Annotated in this window: 12 protein-coding genes; 3 read left to right on the top strand and 9 right to left on the bottom strand. The window is 33.5% G+C overall.

Annotated features, from left to right (window positions below):
• Positions 1-20: 20 nt before the first annotated feature.
• The gene (locus AC1RPV_RS04570) at positions 21-209 is read right to left on the bottom strand and encodes a hypothetical protein (protein ID WP_057973672.1); all 189 of its coding nucleotides are present in this window, start codon (positions 207-209) and stop codon (positions 21-23) included.
• Positions 210-411: 202 nt separating this feature from the next.
• Between AC1RPV_RS04570 and AC1RPV_RS04565 the strand changes: the two genes are divergently transcribed.
• A complete protein-coding gene (locus AC1RPV_RS04565) occupies positions 412-2,643 on the top strand; it encodes an ATP-dependent Clp protease ATP-binding subunit (protein ID WP_481761503.1) in 2,232 nt (743 codons plus the stop codon).
• A gap of 151 nt (positions 2,644-2,794) precedes the next feature.
• A complete protein-coding gene (locus AC1RPV_RS04560; RefSeq protein WP_481761504.1) occupies positions 2,795-3,877 on the top strand; it encodes a MucBP domain-containing protein in 1,083 nt (360 codons plus the stop codon).
• Between the two features lie 46 nt (positions 3,878-3,923).
• Here AC1RPV_RS04560 and AC1RPV_RS04555 read toward each other — a convergent pair whose 3' ends face one another.
• From AC1RPV_RS04555 to AC1RPV_RS04520, 8 genes are all read right to left on the bottom strand, one after another.
• Positions 3,924-5,501: a peptide chain release factor 3 gene (locus AC1RPV_RS04555; RefSeq protein ID WP_481761505.1), complete on the bottom strand. Its 1,578-nt coding sequence runs from the start codon at positions 5,499-5,501 to the stop codon at positions 3,924-3,926.
• A 121-nt stretch (positions 5,502-5,622) separates the two neighbouring features.
• Positions 5,623-6,966, bottom strand: a complete 1,344-nt coding sequence (locus tag AC1RPV_RS04550; protein WP_481761506.1) for a hemolysin family protein — start codon at positions 6,964-6,966, stop codon at positions 5,623-5,625.
• Between the two features lie 82 nt (positions 6,967-7,048).
• Positions 7,049-7,780, bottom strand: a complete 732-nt coding sequence (locus AC1RPV_RS04545; protein WP_481761507.1) for a LysM peptidoglycan-binding domain-containing protein — start codon at positions 7,778-7,780, stop codon at positions 7,049-7,051.
• Between the two features lie 24 nt (positions 7,781-7,804).
• Positions 7,805-9,292 carry an ATP-binding cassette domain-containing protein gene (locus AC1RPV_RS04540; RefSeq protein ID WP_481762410.1) on the bottom strand — a complete coding sequence of 496 codons (1,488 nt, stop codon included), beginning with the start codon at positions 9,290-9,292 and terminating at the stop codon, positions 7,805-7,807.
• Between the two features lie 167 nt (positions 9,293-9,459).
• A complete protein-coding gene (locus AC1RPV_RS04535; RefSeq protein WP_481761627.1) occupies positions 9,460-10,665 on the bottom strand; it encodes a CDP-glycerol glycerophosphotransferase family protein in 1,206 nt (401 codons plus the stop codon).
• 52 nt (positions 10,666-10,717) lie between these two features.
• Positions 10,718-11,110 carry a glycerol-3-phosphate cytidylyltransferase gene (tagD, locus tag AC1RPV_RS04530; protein WP_481761509.1) on the bottom strand — a complete coding sequence of 131 codons (393 nt, stop codon included), beginning with the start codon at positions 11,108-11,110 and terminating at the stop codon, positions 10,718-10,720.
• A gap of 61 nt (positions 11,111-11,171) precedes the next feature.
• On the bottom strand, positions 11,172-12,284 hold the full coding sequence (locus tag AC1RPV_RS04525) for an AI-2E family transporter (RefSeq protein ID WP_481761510.1): 1,113 nt from the start codon (positions 12,282-12,284) through the stop codon (positions 11,172-11,174).
• Between the two features lie 140 nt (positions 12,285-12,424).
• Entirely contained in the window at positions 12,425-17,368 is a 4,944-nt protein-coding gene (locus AC1RPV_RS04520) for a CDP-glycerol glycerophosphotransferase family protein (protein WP_481761511.1), read from the bottom strand.
• 231 nt (positions 17,369-17,599) lie between these two features.
• Between AC1RPV_RS04520 and AC1RPV_RS04515 the strand changes: the two genes are divergently transcribed.
• Complete coding sequence (locus AC1RPV_RS04515; protein ID WP_481761512.1) at positions 17,600-19,600, top strand: hypothetical protein; 2,001 nt, start codon at positions 17,600-17,602, stop codon at positions 19,598-19,600.
• Positions 19,601-19,656 lie beyond the last annotated feature (56 nt).

The following is a 19,656-nucleotide window of genomic DNA, read 5'->3' as shown; positions in this document are numbered from 1 at the left end:
TTAAAAAATGATACAAGTCTTTAGTTTTTCAAACTAACATATTTGTAAATAATTTGACCTTCTCTTTGCGCATTACCAACGATTGCCTTACGTAATTTTTCTTTTTGCCAAACAAGTTGAAACGCCATAAATTCATCTGGGTTGATTGTTATTGTCTCTATTTCACCAGCAATCAATGCATCAATTTTTGCTTTATAATCTTCGCTCATTTTCAAACCTCTTTTCACTAAAATCTACTATACTAAATTCATTATAGATTAGCCTCCATAAAATGTAAAAAAGGAGTTCTAATTGCTTGCAGAATTTTTCCATATTTTGTATACTATTCATCGAAGGTCAAAGATGGTCAACATGTTTTTGATCTTAGATAAACTAAACTATACGAACGAAATATGAAAGGTTGTGACACATATGATCTGTCAAAATTGTCAAATCAATCCAGCGACAATACACTTATCAACTAACTTAAATGGTCAACATCAAGAATACGATTTATGTCAAAATTGTTATCGATTACTAAAAGATGAACAAGAGCGTTTAAGTAATGGTCAAATCCGTAATAATCAACAAGATCCATTTAGCTTTGGTAACCTTGATGATTTATTTAATGCGATTGCACCAAATAGTCAAAATAATAGTTCACAAAGAAAAGAGCAGACACCTCCTACCCAAGCTGGTAGAAATGGTGGCGCTAATAAAAATAATGGTAAGGATACAATCCTTGGTCAATTCGGTCTTAATTTAACCGATGAGGCACGGGCAGGAAATATTGACCCGGTCATTGGTCGCGATCAAGAAATTAATCAAATCATTGAAATTTTGAATCGTCGGACAAAAAATAATCCTGTTCTAATCGGCGAAGCTGGTGTTGGTAAAACAGCAGTCGTTGAAGGATTAGCTCAAAAAATTGTTGATTCAGCTGTTCCTCAAAAACTTTTAAACAAACAAGTTATTCGATTAGATGTTGTTTCATTAGTTCAAGGAACGGGTATTCGTGGTCAGTTCGAAGAACGAATGCAACAATTAATGAAGGAACTTAAAAATGATAAGTCTATCATTCTATTCATTGATGAAATTCATGAAATTGTAGGCGCTGGTAATGCTGAAGGTGGTATGGATGCCGGTAACGTTCTAAAACCAGCTCTTGCTCGAGGCGAATTACAACTCGTTGGCGCAACAACTCTAAATGAATATCGTCAAATCGAAAAAGATGCTGCGCTTGCACGTCGTTTACAGCCTATCCAAGTTGATGAACCTAGTGTCGAAGAGTCAATCGTCATTTTAAAAGGTATTCAAAAGAAATACGAAGCTTACCATCATGTTCATTATAGTGATGAAGCAATTGAAGCTGCTGCTTCTCTCTCTGACCGTTACATTCAAGATCGTTTTTTACCAGATAAAGCCATCGATTTACTTGATGAATCTGGGTCAAAAATGAATTTAACCATTAAAGCTATTGATCCCAAATTAGTTGCAGAAAAAATTAAAAACGCTGAAACTCAAAAACAAGCTGCACTAACCGACGAAGATTATGAAAAAGCAGCCTACTATCGCGATCAAGTCGCAAAATTCAAAGAATTACAAGATAGTAATACTGATTCTGATGAATTACCAATTGTAACCGAAAAAGAAATGGAACAAATTATTGAAGAAAAAACAGGGATTCCTGTAGGCGAACTAAAGGAAAAAGAGCAACAACAATTGAAAAATTTAGCCACTTCCCTTCAAGCTAATGTCATTGGCCAAGATGACGCCATTGATAAAGTGGCCCGCGCCATCCGCCGTAACCGGATTGGATTCAATAAATCTGGGCGTCCTATCGGATCATTCTTGTTTGTTGGACCAACTGGAATTGGTAAAACAGAACTTGCTAAACAATTATCAAAAGAATTATTTGGAACAAAAGAATCAATGATTCGTTTCGATATGAGTGAGTACATGGAGAACCATTCAGTTTCTAAATTGATTGGTTCCCCTCCTGGCTATGTTGGTTATGAAGAAGCTGGTCAATTAACTGAACAAGTTCGTCGTAATCCATACAGTTTAATCTTGTTAGATGAAGTTGAAAAAGCACATCCTGATGTTATGCATATGTTCTTGCAGATTCTTGAAGATGGCCGTTTAACAGATTCACAAGGTCGCGTGGTAAGTTTCAAAGATACGATTATCATTATGACATCTAACGCTGGTAGTGCTGATGCTGAAGCAAATGTTGGCTTTGGTGCAACGTCAACTGGTGCAACCCATGCCATCATTGATAAACTATCAAATTACTTCCGTCCTGAATTTTTAAACCGTTTTGATGACATCGTTGAATTTAACTCATTAAGTAAAGAAAACTTAGTTTCAATCGTAAGTATCATGCTTGATGACGTTAATAAAGTTCTTAAAAATCAAAACTTAGAACTTCACGTTACAAATCGGGTTGAAGAAAAATTAGTTGATTTAGGCTACAATCCCGCAATGGGTGCTCGTCCACTAAGACGTGTTATCCAGGAACAGATTGAAGATCAAATAGCTGACTTCTACCTTGATAATCCTGATGTAACAAAATTAGCTGCAAAAATTGAAAAAGATGAAATTAAGATATCAGCCGATACAACTACTGATGTTAAAGATTCCGACTCTAACGTTGAAAAGTAAAGGCTAAACTAAAGATGCAGACTCAGATAATTTTTTCTGAGTCTGCATCTTTTTTTATTTTATTCATTCTTTTAAATAAATAAACGATATTTCAAACACTTTTCCCCAATAATTAATCTTTTTAGGTTATAATTATGATATTAGATTATGAATGGAGCTGATTAAAATCGCCTTAAGAGATTTCTTCCGGAATATGTTGTCTGTTTTTACAAAAAATGACCAACCTACTTCCACTTCCGATATACAATTTGTATTCAATTCTGAATCAACAAAAAAATATAAGGCACCAAAACAAAAGAAACATGAAGTCATTGAAGAAAAAACTTTTCTACCAACATCTGTTTCAGATGCCACAATGATTGTTTACTATAAAGACCAAAATAATAATAATCTATCTCGTCCGCAAATTATCAGTGGCACTATAGGTAGCGATTTAAGACTTCAATTTGAACCAATCAATGATTATAATCTAGTTGGCATTTCGGGATTCACAAGTACTTTTGTAACCAACTATGGTGCTATTATTTTAAGCTATGAAAAGAAACATGGCGCTGCCGTTTGGATTTATAATCAAGATATTGATGGTGGCTACTTAATCGGCTCACCCACTTTACTACGTGGCCATTTGAATGACCCTTTCACTTATGACCCTGTCAATATTCCAGGGTTCAATTTATTGCGTGCCTCAAAAACTAGTTATGGTACTTTCACAAATGAACAACAAACCATCTACTATTATTATCGCAACATCAATTGGAAAACCGTCGATCAAATTGACGCATACATCCAGATTACAAAACGCGTACGTCCTTATGACTTACCCGAGGGTAACTCCTATCCCGCCTTCTTACCTGCTGGCGTTATTTTACAAGTATTTGAAAAAATCGAAACGAATTTGGGAACTATTTGGTACAGCATAGGTGGCAATCAATGGTTAGAAAGTACTTCTAATGTAAAAATGATTATTCAACCCAAATATGCTTTATTACCCGACAATGACACCAATGAATTTACTAAAAAAATAATCAATCACTCTGCTTCAATTGATTACATTCCTAATAAATCTGTAACTATTTACACTAAACCTTATGGTAAAAAATTACGAGTTTTAGCTGACAATACACAAGTTACTTTAATCAGTCAGTTATCATCAAGTAATGATGTTTGGTTTGAATTAAAAGATGGTGGTTTTATTGATGAAACTTACATCAAAATGCCTTACTCATTAAATTAATAAGCACTCAAAAAAGAGGTATACCAATTGGTATACCTCTTTTCGTTTATAGTTTTGATGTTAATGTAACGTTTGGATATTTGTCAGCAAACCAGCGTTCTGCGAATGCATTTTCAAACAAGAACAACGGTAAGTCTTGTCGATCTTTAACAAGTAAGTTACGTGAACTTGACATCTTTTCATCCAATTGTTCTGGATCAATCCAGCGAGCTGTTTTAGAACCCATTGGTGTCATGATAACTTCTGAATTATATTCATTTAACATTCTGAATTGGAAGACTTCAAATTGAAGTTGACCAACGGCACCCAGAATATAGTCACCCGTGTTGTAACTTCTATATAATTGAACAGCACCTTCTTGAACCAACTGTTGAATACCCTTATGGAATGATTTTTGTTTCATTACATTTTTAGCATTAACGCTCATGAATAATTCAGGCGTAAATTGAGGTAATTTTTCAAAGGTAATTGGTTTCTTCATGTTACTGATTGTATCGCCAATTTGGAAATTACCAGTATCATATAATCCAATAATATCGCCAGCTACAGCTGATTCTAAAACTTCACGAGAATCTGCCATAAATTGGGTTGAATTAGATAAACGCATTTTCTTTTCAGTTCTTGCTAATTTAACATCCATCCCACGTTCAAATTCACCTGAACAAATTCGAATAAACGCAATTCGATCACGATGATTAGGATTCATATTTGCTTGAATTTTGAAAACAAACCCAGAAAAATGTTCATTTGTTGGTTGTATCGTTGTTTCTTCAATCGTTTTATGTTCTTGTGGTGCTGGTGCATAGTTCAAATAAATATCTAAGAACGTTTTTACACCAAAGTTAGTTAATGCTGATCCAAAGAAAACCGGCGTTAAATCCCCTGTTGCGATTTTTGCTTCATCAAAGGTATTACCAGCATCGCCCAATAATTCAATTTCATCTAGCACTTCTTGATAGATACTATCTTCTTTTAAAGGATGGTCGCCTTCAATCTCACCGGCGTCATTTAAATCAACGTAGTCCATGCCTTTATCTTCTTTTTGGTAAAGTTCAATACGATGGTTGTAGATATCGTATAATCCCTTTAAGCCTTTACCCATACCAATTGGCCAGTTCATTGGGTATGATTCAACGCCCAAGACCTCTTCGAGTTCAGCCATTAAATCAAGTGGCTCACGTCCATCACGATCCATCTTATTGATGAATGTGAAAATAGGAATGCCACGCATTTTACAAATTTTAAATAATTTCTTTGTTTGTGGTTCAATTCCTTTTGCAGAATCAATAACCATGACTGCAGAATCTACGGCCATTAATGTTCGGTAGGTATCTTCCGAGAAATCCTCATGCCCAGGTGTATCTAAAATATTAACCCGCTTATCGGCGTAATCAAATTGCATAACTGAACTAGTAACAGAAATACCACGTTTCTTTTCAATTTCCATCCAATCAGATTTTGCAAAAGTACCAGATTTTTTACCCTTAACTGTTCCGGCAGAACGGACAACCCCACCGAATAAAAGTAATTGTTCTGTAATGGTTGTTTTACCAGCATCGGGATGAGAAATAATCGCAAATGTTCGGCGTTTTTTTACTTGAGTCTCTAATTCTTCTGTATTCATTTTTTGTCCTCTCTAAAACATATTACTCATAGTTTATCATAAATGATAATGAACTTCGACGTAAAAAATGATAAGGTCAATGGAACTTATTAGAGTTCTATTGACCTTATCATCCCATATTTTATTCTTTACTCTTTAAAGTATCTTTTAACCGTGTTTCGGGAATCATAACTTTCAATTCCACTAATCGAGAACCGTCCATTTTTTCCGTTTCGAGAAGTATACCATTGTGAAGTGTAATCTGTAGTTGTTCATTATTACCGGGAATTCGACCTAATTCAGTTAAGACGAATCCCGCAATTGTGTCTACGTCTTTAACGTTGATATCACAATTAAATTCATCATTAAAATCGTCAAGTGTCATTCGACCTTGTACGATATATTCATGTGCATTAATTTTTCTCAATGTATCATCAGGGCTATCTGACTCATCGTCGATATCGCCAACAATCTCTTCAATTAAATCTTCAATTGTGGCAAGTCCAACAACACCGCCATATTCATCCAATAAAATAGCTAATTGAGTGTGTGTTTTCTTCATTTCGAATAACAAATCATCAACAGCCATCGTTTCTGGAATAAACATGGGCTCTTGCATAATTTGACGTAAACTAATTCTATCGAACCCTTTTGCTCTAGCAGCTTTAAGCAAATTTTTGATATGAACAACGCCAACGACGTTATCTTTATCATCACTATAAACGGGTACACGAGAATAAGGTTGATTTAAAATAGCATCAATATTACGATCATTATCGTTTTGTAAATCAATCATAAAAGCATCAGTTCTAGCGACCATAACTTCACGAGCGAATTTCGTATGTAACGAAATAACGCCTTCCATCATTTCATATTCATCTGAATCAATAGCACCACGCTCTTCACCAGTTTGAATCATATGAACAATTTCTTGTCGACTAATAACCTCAATATTATTTTTATTAAACTTAATTGGTGTTATTTTTTCTAATGCACGGATTGAAATTGATAACAACCAGTTAAATGGTTTGAAAACAATCGCAATAAGTTGAATAGGCCCAGTCGTTGCTCTGGCAATTTTGTCTGGCATCTGTAGTGCCAATTGTTTAGGATATAATTCTCCTAAAACTAATGAAAAATAAGATAAAATCAACGTAACGATAACTACTGCAACATCATGTGCCCACACAGCACTCCCAAACAATGGTTCAACATATTTAGCCAAAGATGTTGCTGCAAAAGCTGAAGACAAGAACCCGGCAAAAGTAATACTAATCTGGATAGTTGATAAAAATGATGTCGAATTATTTAATATACCAAGAATTCTTATTGCACCTTTATCTCCAGCTTTCGCCTCTGCCTCAATTTTATTACGATTTACTGAAACTACTGCTAATTCTGCAGCTGAAAAATAGGCATTCACTAATGTCAAAATGACTAATAATAACAGCTGCAACAGCAGTTCGTGACCAGGGTCTGAACTCATTTACTCATCCGCTCCAATTCATTTGTCTTTATTTTTTAACCTACGGATATTATACACCTATTAACATGCAGAAATCCGATTGCTAATTGCTAGTTGTCTCATCACTAGTTGAGCTCGTTGAACTAGTTGTATCTGATGTTGAACTAGAATATGATCTTGTTGTGTTATCGGTACTAGAAGTATCTGAACTTGTTGTACTATCTGAGCTTGTATCAGCATTAGAGTATGAACTTGCTGTACTTGTACTATCTGAAGTTGTATCGTCATTAGAGTATGAACTTGTTGTGTTGTCTGAAGTAGTATTATCAGAACTTGTATTATCTGTGCCTGTTGTATCTGAAGATGTAGTATCTATACTTTTTCCACTTCCAGCAACGACCTTAAGCGTTTGCCCAGGTCTTAATGTTGTATTTTCCATGTCATTTAATGCAATTAGTTCCTTCACTGTCATATCATGGCTTAACGCAATAGATGACAATGAATCACCATAAACAACAGTTATCGTATCCGTATCAATATTAGAACTTGACGACGAAGACGACGTTGATTTACTTTTTTTAGACACAGATTTTTTCTTTTCAGTTTTCTTCTTTTTTGATTTTGGTTTTGATTTTTCACTAGACTTACTCTTACCATATTTCGATTCAGCTAATTTTTGTTGTTCAGCGTACTCCTTTTTTTGTTGGTCAGATGACCCACGAGTAGCAACCCACTCAACGACGTCATGACCAGCCTTCGTACTAGCTAATATCGTCCCACCACCGATACACACAACTGCAACTATACCAATAATTACTTTCGTTCTTAATTTCATAACTTCCTCCGAGTTAACTCACATTTATTTAGGTACTTTTATTTTTTGTCCTACATGCAAAAGATTTGATGATAATTCATTGATGTCCATCAATTGATCACTGGTTGTATCATTGGCAGTCGCGATACTTGATAAACTATCCCCACTACCTACCTCAAACATCTTCGTACTAATTTTACTGATACTTTCTTTCTTTTCACTACTTTCCTTCTTTTCACTACTTTCTTTTGCTGCTGACTCAGAACTAGCCACCCTTTCAGATGACTCTCTAGCTAGAACGGATTCACTTTCTGCCTTAGCTTTAGCAAGCGACTCATTCTGCCGCTTTTTTTCAGCAGACCGTTTGGCTGACTTGCTTGAAGCAGCTTTAGCTGATTTAGATTTAGAAGATGCCACCACTTTTTTAGAGACATCAGCTCTACTAATTGAGCTTGAAATTGCTATTTTTTTTGATTCACTTACAGACTTCTGACGTTGGGCGATTGAACTCGATTCTTGCTTGTCATTGTTCATTTGAACATACTTGGCAGAAACTGTTCCTATCACTGCTAAAATCAAAATACCAATAACCATCAAAGCTAGTTTACCGTGCTTTTTACCATTTTTCTTTTTTAAAAAATATTTTGTATCGTCAAATGCTTGTCCGTTATAAAAGGCATCTCTACGACGCAACTCAATTGATCGAGGCATATCAGGATCAAAATGCGTTTTTTTATATTGTGTATATAAGGTCTCTACACTAAATGATTTACGTTCTGAATCACGTTGTTTATCGTACTCACTTCGTTTCTCATCAGTCAAACTATCGTACCAAGCAACAAAATCTAAATAACTCATAACGACTTTTTCAGACTCACCGATATCCATCAGTTGACCGTTTTGAATCCAGGCAATTCTGTCTGTTAAGAACTCCATTTGTTGTAAATCTTGACTAGCAAGTACAAAAGTTTTGCCCTCTGTTTGTAGGCTTTTAATTTTATCAACCGTTTTTTGATAAAAAATATCATCTAATGCTGATAGAATACCATCTAAAATAATAATATCAGGTTCAATGAAGAAGGCCATTGCTAACTCAACTCGCGCACGCATATCGGGAGAGTAATCTTCAATTTTACTTTCTTTTAATACCCCTAAGTCAGCAAAATTTAAAACATTATTCAAAGTTTGATCACTATTTTTGTAATCAATCTTAGAATCAGTAATTGCTTCTTGAATATTTTGCACAGCCGTTTTATCGCGTTTTAATTGTGTCTCATATGATACAATCGTCGTGTGACCGGCCATCGTTAGAAAACCCGTTGTTTGTTTGGCTTTACCGGCTAGAATGTCAGATAACGTTGCTTTCCCTGAGCCACCCATGCCAATAATACCAAAAAATTCACCACGATAAATATCAAACGAGATGCCCCTTAAAGCCCAATAAATATCTTTCGAATCTTTATCAATTTTTCGATTTTTTTTACTTGTTATACCTTTTGTAACATACTCTAATCGAATTTTATAATCTTCCATTTTATCACCATTAATCATTCAGTTATTTTAATTCTCAATAATAACATGTATACACTTACGCTTATACAATTCTACCATTAATCACTAAAAATTAACATCTTATCCGATGTTATCAGTATTTATATTTTAAAAAATAAAAAGCATATCCTCCCAAAAGGAGAATATGCTTACTTACCTAAGATAATGTCAGAAACTTTTTGAGAAGCTTTTCCATTATCCCATTCAATAAATTTATTTTGAAAATCTTTAAATTGTTTTTCGTAACCAGGATAATCACCATTTTGCGTATAGACATCCAATTGTTTATAGAAATCTGGTTCTTTTTCTACGATTGGTCCTGGCGCTTCCATCTCAAAGTTGATATAAAAGCCGCGTAGTTCATCCCGATAATGTTCTAAATCATAACAATAAAACATCATTGGTCGATTCAAATTAGCAAAATCAAACATCACTGACGAATAATCCGTAATCATCATATCACTCATTAAATATAATTCAGTAATATTTTCATCTGCCATTATTTTAACACGATCTTCAAATCCTTCGATATTAATACTATTCTTAACTAAATAATGAGGCCGCATAATTAAAATAGTATCGTCTGATACATGTTGAAAGAATGATTCGAATGAAAAAGCCATTTCGAATTTATAAACACCCTGAGTATAAAAGCTATCATCACGCCATGTTGGCGCATAAAGAACCACTTTAGCATCTTCATTACCAAGATACGTTTTCTTTAAAGCTCTAATATCTTTTTCATTATTATCCGCATATAAAATGTCATTCCTTGGGTATCCAATATCCAAGGATTTATTTTTAAAAGCAAATGCACTTTCAAAAATTTGCTTTGAATAATGATTAGGCGCTATTAAATAATCCCAACGTGCTGTTTCCACTTTAAAATTAGCATGGTATAACGCTGTCGTTGTACCTGGCATTGAAACATTTTCAATATCCATTCCTAAATGTTTCAACGGTGTCCCGTGCCATGTTTGTATATATGTAGTCTTCGGATTCTTTTTCCACCAAATAGGTAATCTTGAATTAAAGACCCAAAATTCAGCCCTCGCCATTTTGATAGTCCAAGAAAATCCAAAGCGTTTAATTAAATTAATTTCCGGATATTGTTCTTTTAATTTAGTGTACATGCTTGGTTTAACGCTAAAATATAAAAGCTTCGCATTTTCTTCACCAAGATCTCGTCTAGTCTGCTTGTAAATGGCCATCGGGTTATCGTTAACATCGCGCCCATTAAAGCTTTCAAAGACAACTTGGTGTTTTTTAATTGAAAATTTAATTGTAAAATCATTTAACGTTATTAAAATTTGGCGACCAATCCGCTTAACCACTTTTTGGACTATTTTTTTAATTTCATTCATTATTTTGTTCTCCTTACTACAAAAGATAAAATAATAAAATATTTTACAAGTTCATCCCTAAATCTTTTTTAATTTTTGTTGTTGAAATACCATCTGTTCTTGGTAAGTAAATAACTTCACAGTAATCGCTTAAAAAGTCAAACTTACCTGCCCAATCATCACCCATCACAAATGTATCAATCTGATTATCGACGACGTCACTAATTTTTTGGTCCCATTCAGTTTCTGGAATCACTTCATCTACGTACTTAATTGCTTCTAAAATGAACTTACGATCTTCATATGATGTGTAAGCCTTTTTCCCTTTAATTGCGTTAAATTCATCTGTTGAAATACAAACTGTTAAATGGTCGCCCATTGCTTTAGCGCGTTGTAAAATACGTACATGACCCTTGTGTAATAAATCGAATGTTCCATAAGTAATTATTTTTTTCATGTTTTTGCTCCTCCGTCGTTATCAATAATAATTTATTTTATCATAAACTGTTATGACTGTCTTATTTTTCCTGCAATTGTCTAATATCGTAAAAGTATTTAATAACAACTTTTACAACAGCATATAAGGGAATTCCTAAAATCATTCCTAGAAGCCCAGCAATGTTACCAGCTACTAGTAATAATACAATAATCGTCAATGGATGTATATTTAATGATTTGCCTATAACATTAGGATAGACAAAATTACCATCAATTTGTTGGACAATTAACACAACAATCACGACAAAAATAACCATTTGAGTAGACTGTGTTACCGCAATAATCAGTGCTGGGAAAATACCAATATAGGGTCCAATATAAGGAATAATATTAGCAAGGCCAGCCACAACTCCTAGTAACAAAATATACGGCATACCAATAATTGAATAACCAATAGCGGTAAATACCCCAACGAAAATACATTCAATAGCTTGTCCACCAATGTACGCTGAAATTGTATCACCCATGCGGTCAAGTAACTCAACGAGCTCATCCCCATGTTTTTCTGGAACAAGTTTTTTAAGCGTTGGGACTAGTTTTTGACCATCTTTTAACATATAGAACAACATCACAGGTACTGTCAGTGCAACAACTGTCACACTCGTTACAACCCCAATCATTGATCCTATCGAGTTCGTCAAATTGGTTGCAATTGATTTGAAGTAGGTCCCAATAGAATTTTCAAACTGGTTTAAATAGCTAGTAAAATCAATTTCTTTAAACCAAGCATATTTATTTAAATGATTAAACGTATCTTTTGACGACTCACTAACTGCATTTGCATAATCTGGTAGGTTAACCACCAATTGACTTAGCTGACTGACTACTCTCGGAATCAGGTACCCTATTAAGGCAACTAAAAGAATTGCTAGGAATACAAATAGAATGGCAACTGACAACGTTCGAGAAAATTTGAATTTTTTGATTTTTATTTTCATTAAAAATTTAACGACCGGATTAAATAAATAAAATAAAAACCCAGATATAATAATCGGAATAAATAATGTGGAAATAAACGTTCCTATTGGACTAAAAATAAAACTTATTTTTGTACACATCCAAATTAACGAGGCAACGATTAATAATTCAAGTGACCAAAACATCAATTTAGACTTTTTTAATCTATCAAGCATCGATATGGTTCTCCTTTAATTTATGTATAGTAATTTCATTATACCGTAACCTGTCTAACAATTATAGCGTTTCACTTATCCTCATTATTGAACGATAAATTAATTCAAAAAAAAGACGCCAAATGGCGTCTTTAAACTGCTTAATTGATTACTTCACTTTTATCAATCCAACCGGTTGTCCCATCACTCATCGTGATAAACAGTAATGTCGAACCGACTTTATTTTTTTGAATAGGATCAATTAAATAACCCGTTTTATTCACGATACCTTCATTTGTAACTCTGGCATCAATATTTTTTACAAATTTATAATTTTTAGATCCATAAACCTTTGACCAAACTTCAGCACCATCTTGAACATGGACGGTCGTTTCTTCAACTACTGTTTCTTGAGCTTCATAAACGCGTCCATTCATGACAAAATCAACTAACCGTTCAGTTGCATGTCCATCATCCCAAGCATTATAAGTCGCTACAAATTGATCATAATTGTGATGGCGTTCATCCGTTGCAAATGCTCGTTTAATCTCAGTAATGACAGCATCTGTATCCTTAACGATTGGTCCTGGTACTTCTTTTTCGTAGTCAAAGTAAAAACCACGAATATCATTTGCATACTCATCTAAATCATATGCAAAGAAAATAATAGGACGTTTTAACGCTGCAAAATCAAAGAAAACAGATGAATAATCTGTAATCAACAGATCACTAATAAGATATAAATCATTAATATCTTCATAATCAGCAACGTTCAGCGCAAAGCCTTCATAATCAGTTAAATCTAATGAGTTAGCAATTAAATAATGCGTTCTAACAAGAACGATAATATCATCGCCAAGTTCTGCTTTCATCTTATCTAAATCAAGATGTAACTTAGCCGTGAAATAATCAGCTTTAACGTATTCATTATCTCTCCAAGTAGGTGCATATAGAATAACTTTTTTGTTTGGATTAATTTCTAAACTTGCTTTAATACGATTGATATCTGTCTGTGTATAATTCGTTAAAATATCATTTCTAGGATAGCCAGAATTAATCATTTGGTTACGGTTCAAACGGAATGCACGTCTGAAAATATCTGACGAATATTCATTTGGCGTAACAGAATAATCCCAACGATCAGAATCTTTTGTAACTTGGCTATGATATTTAGCAGCATCAACGCCAGGCATTGACCCTGTATTTACGTCAACACCAATCGTTTTTAATGGCGTACCATGCCATGTCTGAACAATTGTTGTACCTTCAGGTTTAACCCACCATAATGGTCGACGAACATTCGTAAACCAATATTTTGCTCGAGCTTGTTTGAAAATACCTTTAAATGAGAATCGTGTCACATAGGGAATATGATTTTCTTTAAAATAAGCAACATAATCCTGGTTCACATTCCAGTACATCTTATATTTAGGGTAACGGTCTTTCATGTATTCATAGATAGCTTTTGGATTATCACTATATTTACGACCAAAGAAACTTTCAAATATAATAATATCTTTCTTTGACATTTTACCGATAATACCAAATGCTTTTGGATACCATTTATTAAACTTAACGATCTTTTTAATTTTATTTCTAATTACTTGAACGCTTGGTTCTTGTGGTAATAAGTGATCGCTAATCATTGCTTCAAAAACTTGCTTTGAAGCATCCCCTTGACGACCATACGTACAAAATTTATCATAAAATTCAATCAATTGTTGCGCGTAGGTTGTCTGTAGATGATTAAAATCGCTTAATTCGTCAATTATTTTTGCCGTTGTATCCACAATTGGTCCTGGAACCGTACCATTATAATCGAGATAAACACCTCGTGTATCTTCTGTATAATCTTTTAAATCATATGCAAAGAAAATCATTGGTCGTTTAAGATGTGCGTAATCAAACATTACTGAACTATAATCAGTAATTAACGTATCCGCAATTAAATATAAATCTTCAACTGTTGGATAATTAGACACATCAAAAGTAAATCCTTCAAATTCAGTTAGATCAATTTTATTGGCAACGAAATAATGTAGCCTTACCAATAACACATATTCGTCACTCAATTTAGCTTGCATTTGTTTAATATCTAACTCAAAATCAAATCCGTCTTTATTTCGGTAGGTTGGTGCATATAATACGACCTTTTTATCCAATGGCATGCCAATAGATTCTTTAATTTTAAGGATATCAGTTTCATTATTCTTTTTATAAAGTACATCATTTCTTGGGAAGCCAGAGTGAACAACCTCTTTTTCAAAATTAAATGCGTGACTAGCTGTTTCATCCATATATGGCGAAGGTGAAACAAGATAATCCCAACGCTTAATTCGTTTCATGAAATTATTCTGACGTCCTTTTGAACCATCTTTGAAATAAGGTTCATCAAATCCCATCGTTTTCATGAAGGTTCCATGTAACGATTGAACTTCAACTTGTCCTTTTCGTTTTGCATATTGGTTAGGGAGGTTAGTATTTTCAATAAAATACTTAGCTCGCGCCATGTAATACCAATACTTTTTACTGAAGTAGCGAACTCGTTTACCATTGCCGGTTATTGTTGTATTCGGATCCTTGAATAACCAGACACATTCATAATCTGGCATGTTTTCTTGGACATAATCATAAATGGCTTTTTCATTACCATTGAAATAAGCGCCCCAATAACTATCAAAGACAATCGTTTTCTTCTTTAAAGGTAATAAACGTTGTAGCGGGTAATATAGTGAGAAGTTAATTGCCCGTTTTCGTTTGGTTGCGTCCTGCTTATCCCACGATAATTTTTGGTTTAAAACCAAAAAATTGTTTTTTGTTTCGTATAATGATGTTCTTGCTAAATGATTTGTACGACTTTCTAGCGTTTCTACACGTTCTGGTTCAGTTGTAATTTGCGAACGAACAACTTGGTCAGCACTATAAAAATCAAGATAAAGATTATATTTTGCTGCCTTAATGAAACTGTCTTGTTGTTCATTAATTAAATTCAAATTAACGATTATTTGACCGTTATCATCGACAGTAACGTCATTAAATTGATATTTATATTGTTCCTCTTGATCGATTACACGTAAAACAATTTTTTCTGCTGAACTTTGAAACAATGTATTTTCAGCGATTAATCGTAGCCGACTATTATCTAACCACTGGACATCCATTAGTTTTGAAAAATGTGGTGCGATATTTAGTCCAATCATTTCCTTCATATTCTTTTGAACGAGTAAACTATATTGTGCTATTTCATATTCTTGCGGTTTATCAACATGTTCAAACTCATAGCTTAATTTCAATTCTTTTTCATCAATTAACTGGAGTCTTTTTTGTGTTACAGAACTTAACTCGGCTACTTCAGTTATTGAGAATTCAAATTTCACTTGATGTTCACTAACATTTATTTTTTGTCCACTAATTTGAGGCGCAATTTCATCATCACTATTTTCAGTAACAATTAACTTCGTACTTTCAGGATTATTTAACCATGTAGAGACCACTAATTTACTATCATTCACACTAATATCTTGAATTAGATTAGCTTGAACATTTTTTTCCGTCTTTATTTCATTTGCTGTCAAAGTCATCGCATTAAAAGCTAATGCCCAGTCAAAACTAAAATCAGTTTTAATTTGATAATCATTACCAGAAAAAATATTACTTATAAATTTACGCTTAGGATTAGCTAAAAATTCCGTCACATTAATATTTTTAACTTGATAATTAACTTGTATTTTCCAAATGCCGTTTCCTAATATTTTGTATGCCTCTTGTTGATCAAATGACATTCTAAAATAACGATAGTTACGGTGCTTAAATAAATGACGACGACGCTTGACGGTTTCTCGTTCAAACGTAATTGGCATTTCTTTCCCATTTATAATGTTAATCAAATTAACCGTAAATTTTTCGTCTAATTTTTTTGTAACTTTCAATTGATTGAGTTGCAACCAACCCTTAATAACTATCTCACTTGTCATTTCATCAGAAAAAACATTTAAGATTCGTTGTTCGAATTTTTGTGATTGTCCCACATCAACCGCTTTAGCAACATCTAAAGAGATAGCCGGATCTTCATATTGATAGCGATTATTTTTTTCAACAATTTTTCCAATATTTCTACGACGATAACTATATTTTTTTAAGTCTTTAATATTCCCCTGTAACACAGCAGCATATTGAATTTGATTTTTAATTGATAATTGCTTAAATAATTCTGGATTAATCGTTCTAATAAGTAGGACTGTAATTTTTTGAAATTCTAATATGTAATCTTCTTCCGATTCTCGAATATCTTGCATTGATAGCGGAATATCAGTTGTTAATAATTTCAGATCAAATGCATCCATAACATTTTGAGTTGCCCCATATTTTTTCATGTATGAACGCGTTAACTCTAGCATTTCCAATCGGTCTTTATAATGTTGAATATCATTACCTCGACTTTGAGTGATAGATTTGCTATCACCTTCACGCCAACGCCATTCGTATACAATATCAGTAATAATATCAATATGGTTAGCCAATAAATGAGCTGCCATCATCACAGGAATATCTTCATATAACATTCCCACAGGGTAGCGCAAATTATTGTCGATAAACAAATTTAATCGATAAACTTTATTCCATGAAGTTGTGTCATAAACTAATTCTGGGTGTTCTGCAATTGATGTTTCATAAACAGTATCTTTAATAGCAAATTTATGAATGTAAGAACGTGAACTACGTTTAGAATTAAATCGTTTAACTGCACCAGTTGCCAAGTCTGAATCAGTCATCTTTACCGACCCCATCAAAAGACTGTATGCGTCAACTGGTAATAAATCATCCCCATCTACGAAGGCAATATATTCTCCGGTAGCGGCTTCAATTCCTGCATTTCTAGCAGCACTAGGTCCAGCATTTTCTTTGTGAATTGCTTTAATATTGTCAAAAAGTGATACATACCGATCCATAATTTCGGCAGTCCCATCAACTGATCCATCATCAACTAAAATAATTTCTAATTGTTCATAACTTTGGTTAAGAACTGATTCAATACTTTCTTCAATGAACTCTTCAACATTGTATCCCAAAATAACAACTGAGAGTAATCCATTATTTTTTGTCATTATTAATTGTATTCTCCTTAACAATTCTTTTGTCCAAATATCTAATAATTATATCATTCCTATTTATAATAATATATTTTTTTTATATTACATTCCATGGTATTTAACTGTTCCATAACTTTTTGATCAGTATTAATAACCCCGTTCCATTCAAATAATGAATTGGCCTATCAGTCATATTCATGTATAATTAGAAGGCACAAAATATATTTTATAGGGGAGTTCTAAATTATGAAAATCAGTAAATTCATTGGGATCACATTACTGTTTACAGCACTTGGCTTAGGGATAGCCAGTCACAGTACATCTAGCTCTGTCTCAGCAAAAGTTAAACTATCATCTTCAAAATACATTGCACATGCGCCTGTTAGAATTAAAACGAAAGCTTATAATGTTTATGCTTACCCTCGAACTTTAAATTCAAAATCAAAGTTCATGCACTATGGTTCAAGTTATCATTCAACAACTTTTTACATCACAAAAACGATTAAATTATCAGATGGAAAATCATATTCTTGGCTAGTTAATGGTGCTGGAAAAGCGTATGGCTATATAAATACCAAAGCCACAACCGTTTATGCATCTCCCAAAACAGATAAATCAGATAGTAACCATACACCTGTTAGAATTAAAACAAATGCTTATAATGTTTACAGTTATCCAAGAGCATTACACGGTGCTTCTACATTTATGCACTATGGTACTAGTTATCACTCAACCACTTTCTACATTTCCAAAAAAATTACAACGGCATCAAATGTAAGCTACTCAAAACTAACATATAGTGACGGAACTTTGTATGGTTATGTGAATACTAAAGCATTAACGAATTACGAAACCGTTAAAGATATCAAAACTTCTTCATCAAAAACTAAATATCGTATCACGTCTGACATCTCTAACATTCATAACGCACCACTAAACACTATTTATGGAAATAAAACAACACATTATTCAAAAAATTACTTCGATACTGATTTATATATCACCAAAACAGAAACACGAACACAAGATGGCGCTAAATTTTCATATGTTAAAACTGGGAAAAACGATCTCGGTTGGATTTATAGTGGCTATTTAGCAGCCTGGACACCTGCTACAGATGTTCTTGTTGATATGCATGATGGTAGCCTAGATACAGGCAATAAATTAGCAAATACTGCGGCTACTAATTTCTATCAAAAAAAGCCTAATTATTCTTCAGTTGATGCAACAACAAAATCAGGTAGTACTTATAATGCAACTGGTTCAAAACAATTTAAAACAAATTATTTCTTAACTGCTTCATATAAATCAAGTGGTGATTGGGGTAATATACAAGGATTTGTTATCAATGGTCACTACCTTTATGCATCAATCTCAACTGATTCGAAAAAAGGAACTGGTAAGATTGTCCGTTTTGATACTGATAAGATGAACGCATTAAATCTAAATAATAGTAAGGGATTTGGAGAATTATGGCAGGCTTTTTACTACCTCCGTCAATCGCAATCTCTTAGCTACTACAAAGCAAACTACCCTGCTTCAACTTATAAAGGTAAATATAATTTCTATGTTTCTAAATATAATGCATACAAAAAATATGAATCTATCATTAAAGTCGGTCCTGAATTCATAATAGGCCATGGTCAATCTTTAGATTATAAAACAAATGGTTCAAATAAAGGTCTCTACATGTATCGTGATACAAGCTCAAAATCACTTACTGAATCCGACACAGTAACTATTCAACATATCAATTCGTCAACGCTAGCACCTGATAACTATACTAATATGCAATGGAACGATGGTTATGGTAATTTTATGCAAAGTAATAATTTAACTTTTGCAGATAACAATAACTTCTATTCATACACAATGATTGGTAGCGGATCTGGTTCAGCCGGTAAGTATATTCGAATTTGGAAGGGATCTATAGATGCCGACAATAAAGTCACCGTAAAAGTCGTTGGACAATTAGCCAACCGGGTGGGTGACTCTCCACAATCAATTGCTTATAGTTCAAAAACAAATAAAGTTTACCTCGTAACAGATGACGCTTTTGTCGCTGTTAACGCTTCGAAATTAACAGTTGATAATAATCATAACAGTGCCTTAACAACAAATGATGTTTCGTATACCCGTATCAATTCTTCACGAGAAACTGAAGGGATGCAAATCATTAACGGTTACGCCTACATGTTATTTAATAGAACACCTGAGTTAATTAAGTCAACAACAGCCGGTTATTAATCAACCATTGTTGTAACTATAGTTATCCTAAAAAATAGCAACTACCATTTTAAAAA

It is taken from the genome of Dellaglioa sp. CoH-55-MRSF-9 (assembly GCF_056782155.1).
Note: the sequence above shows the minus strand (reverse complement) of the source record. Positions and strands in the feature narration are given on the sequence as shown.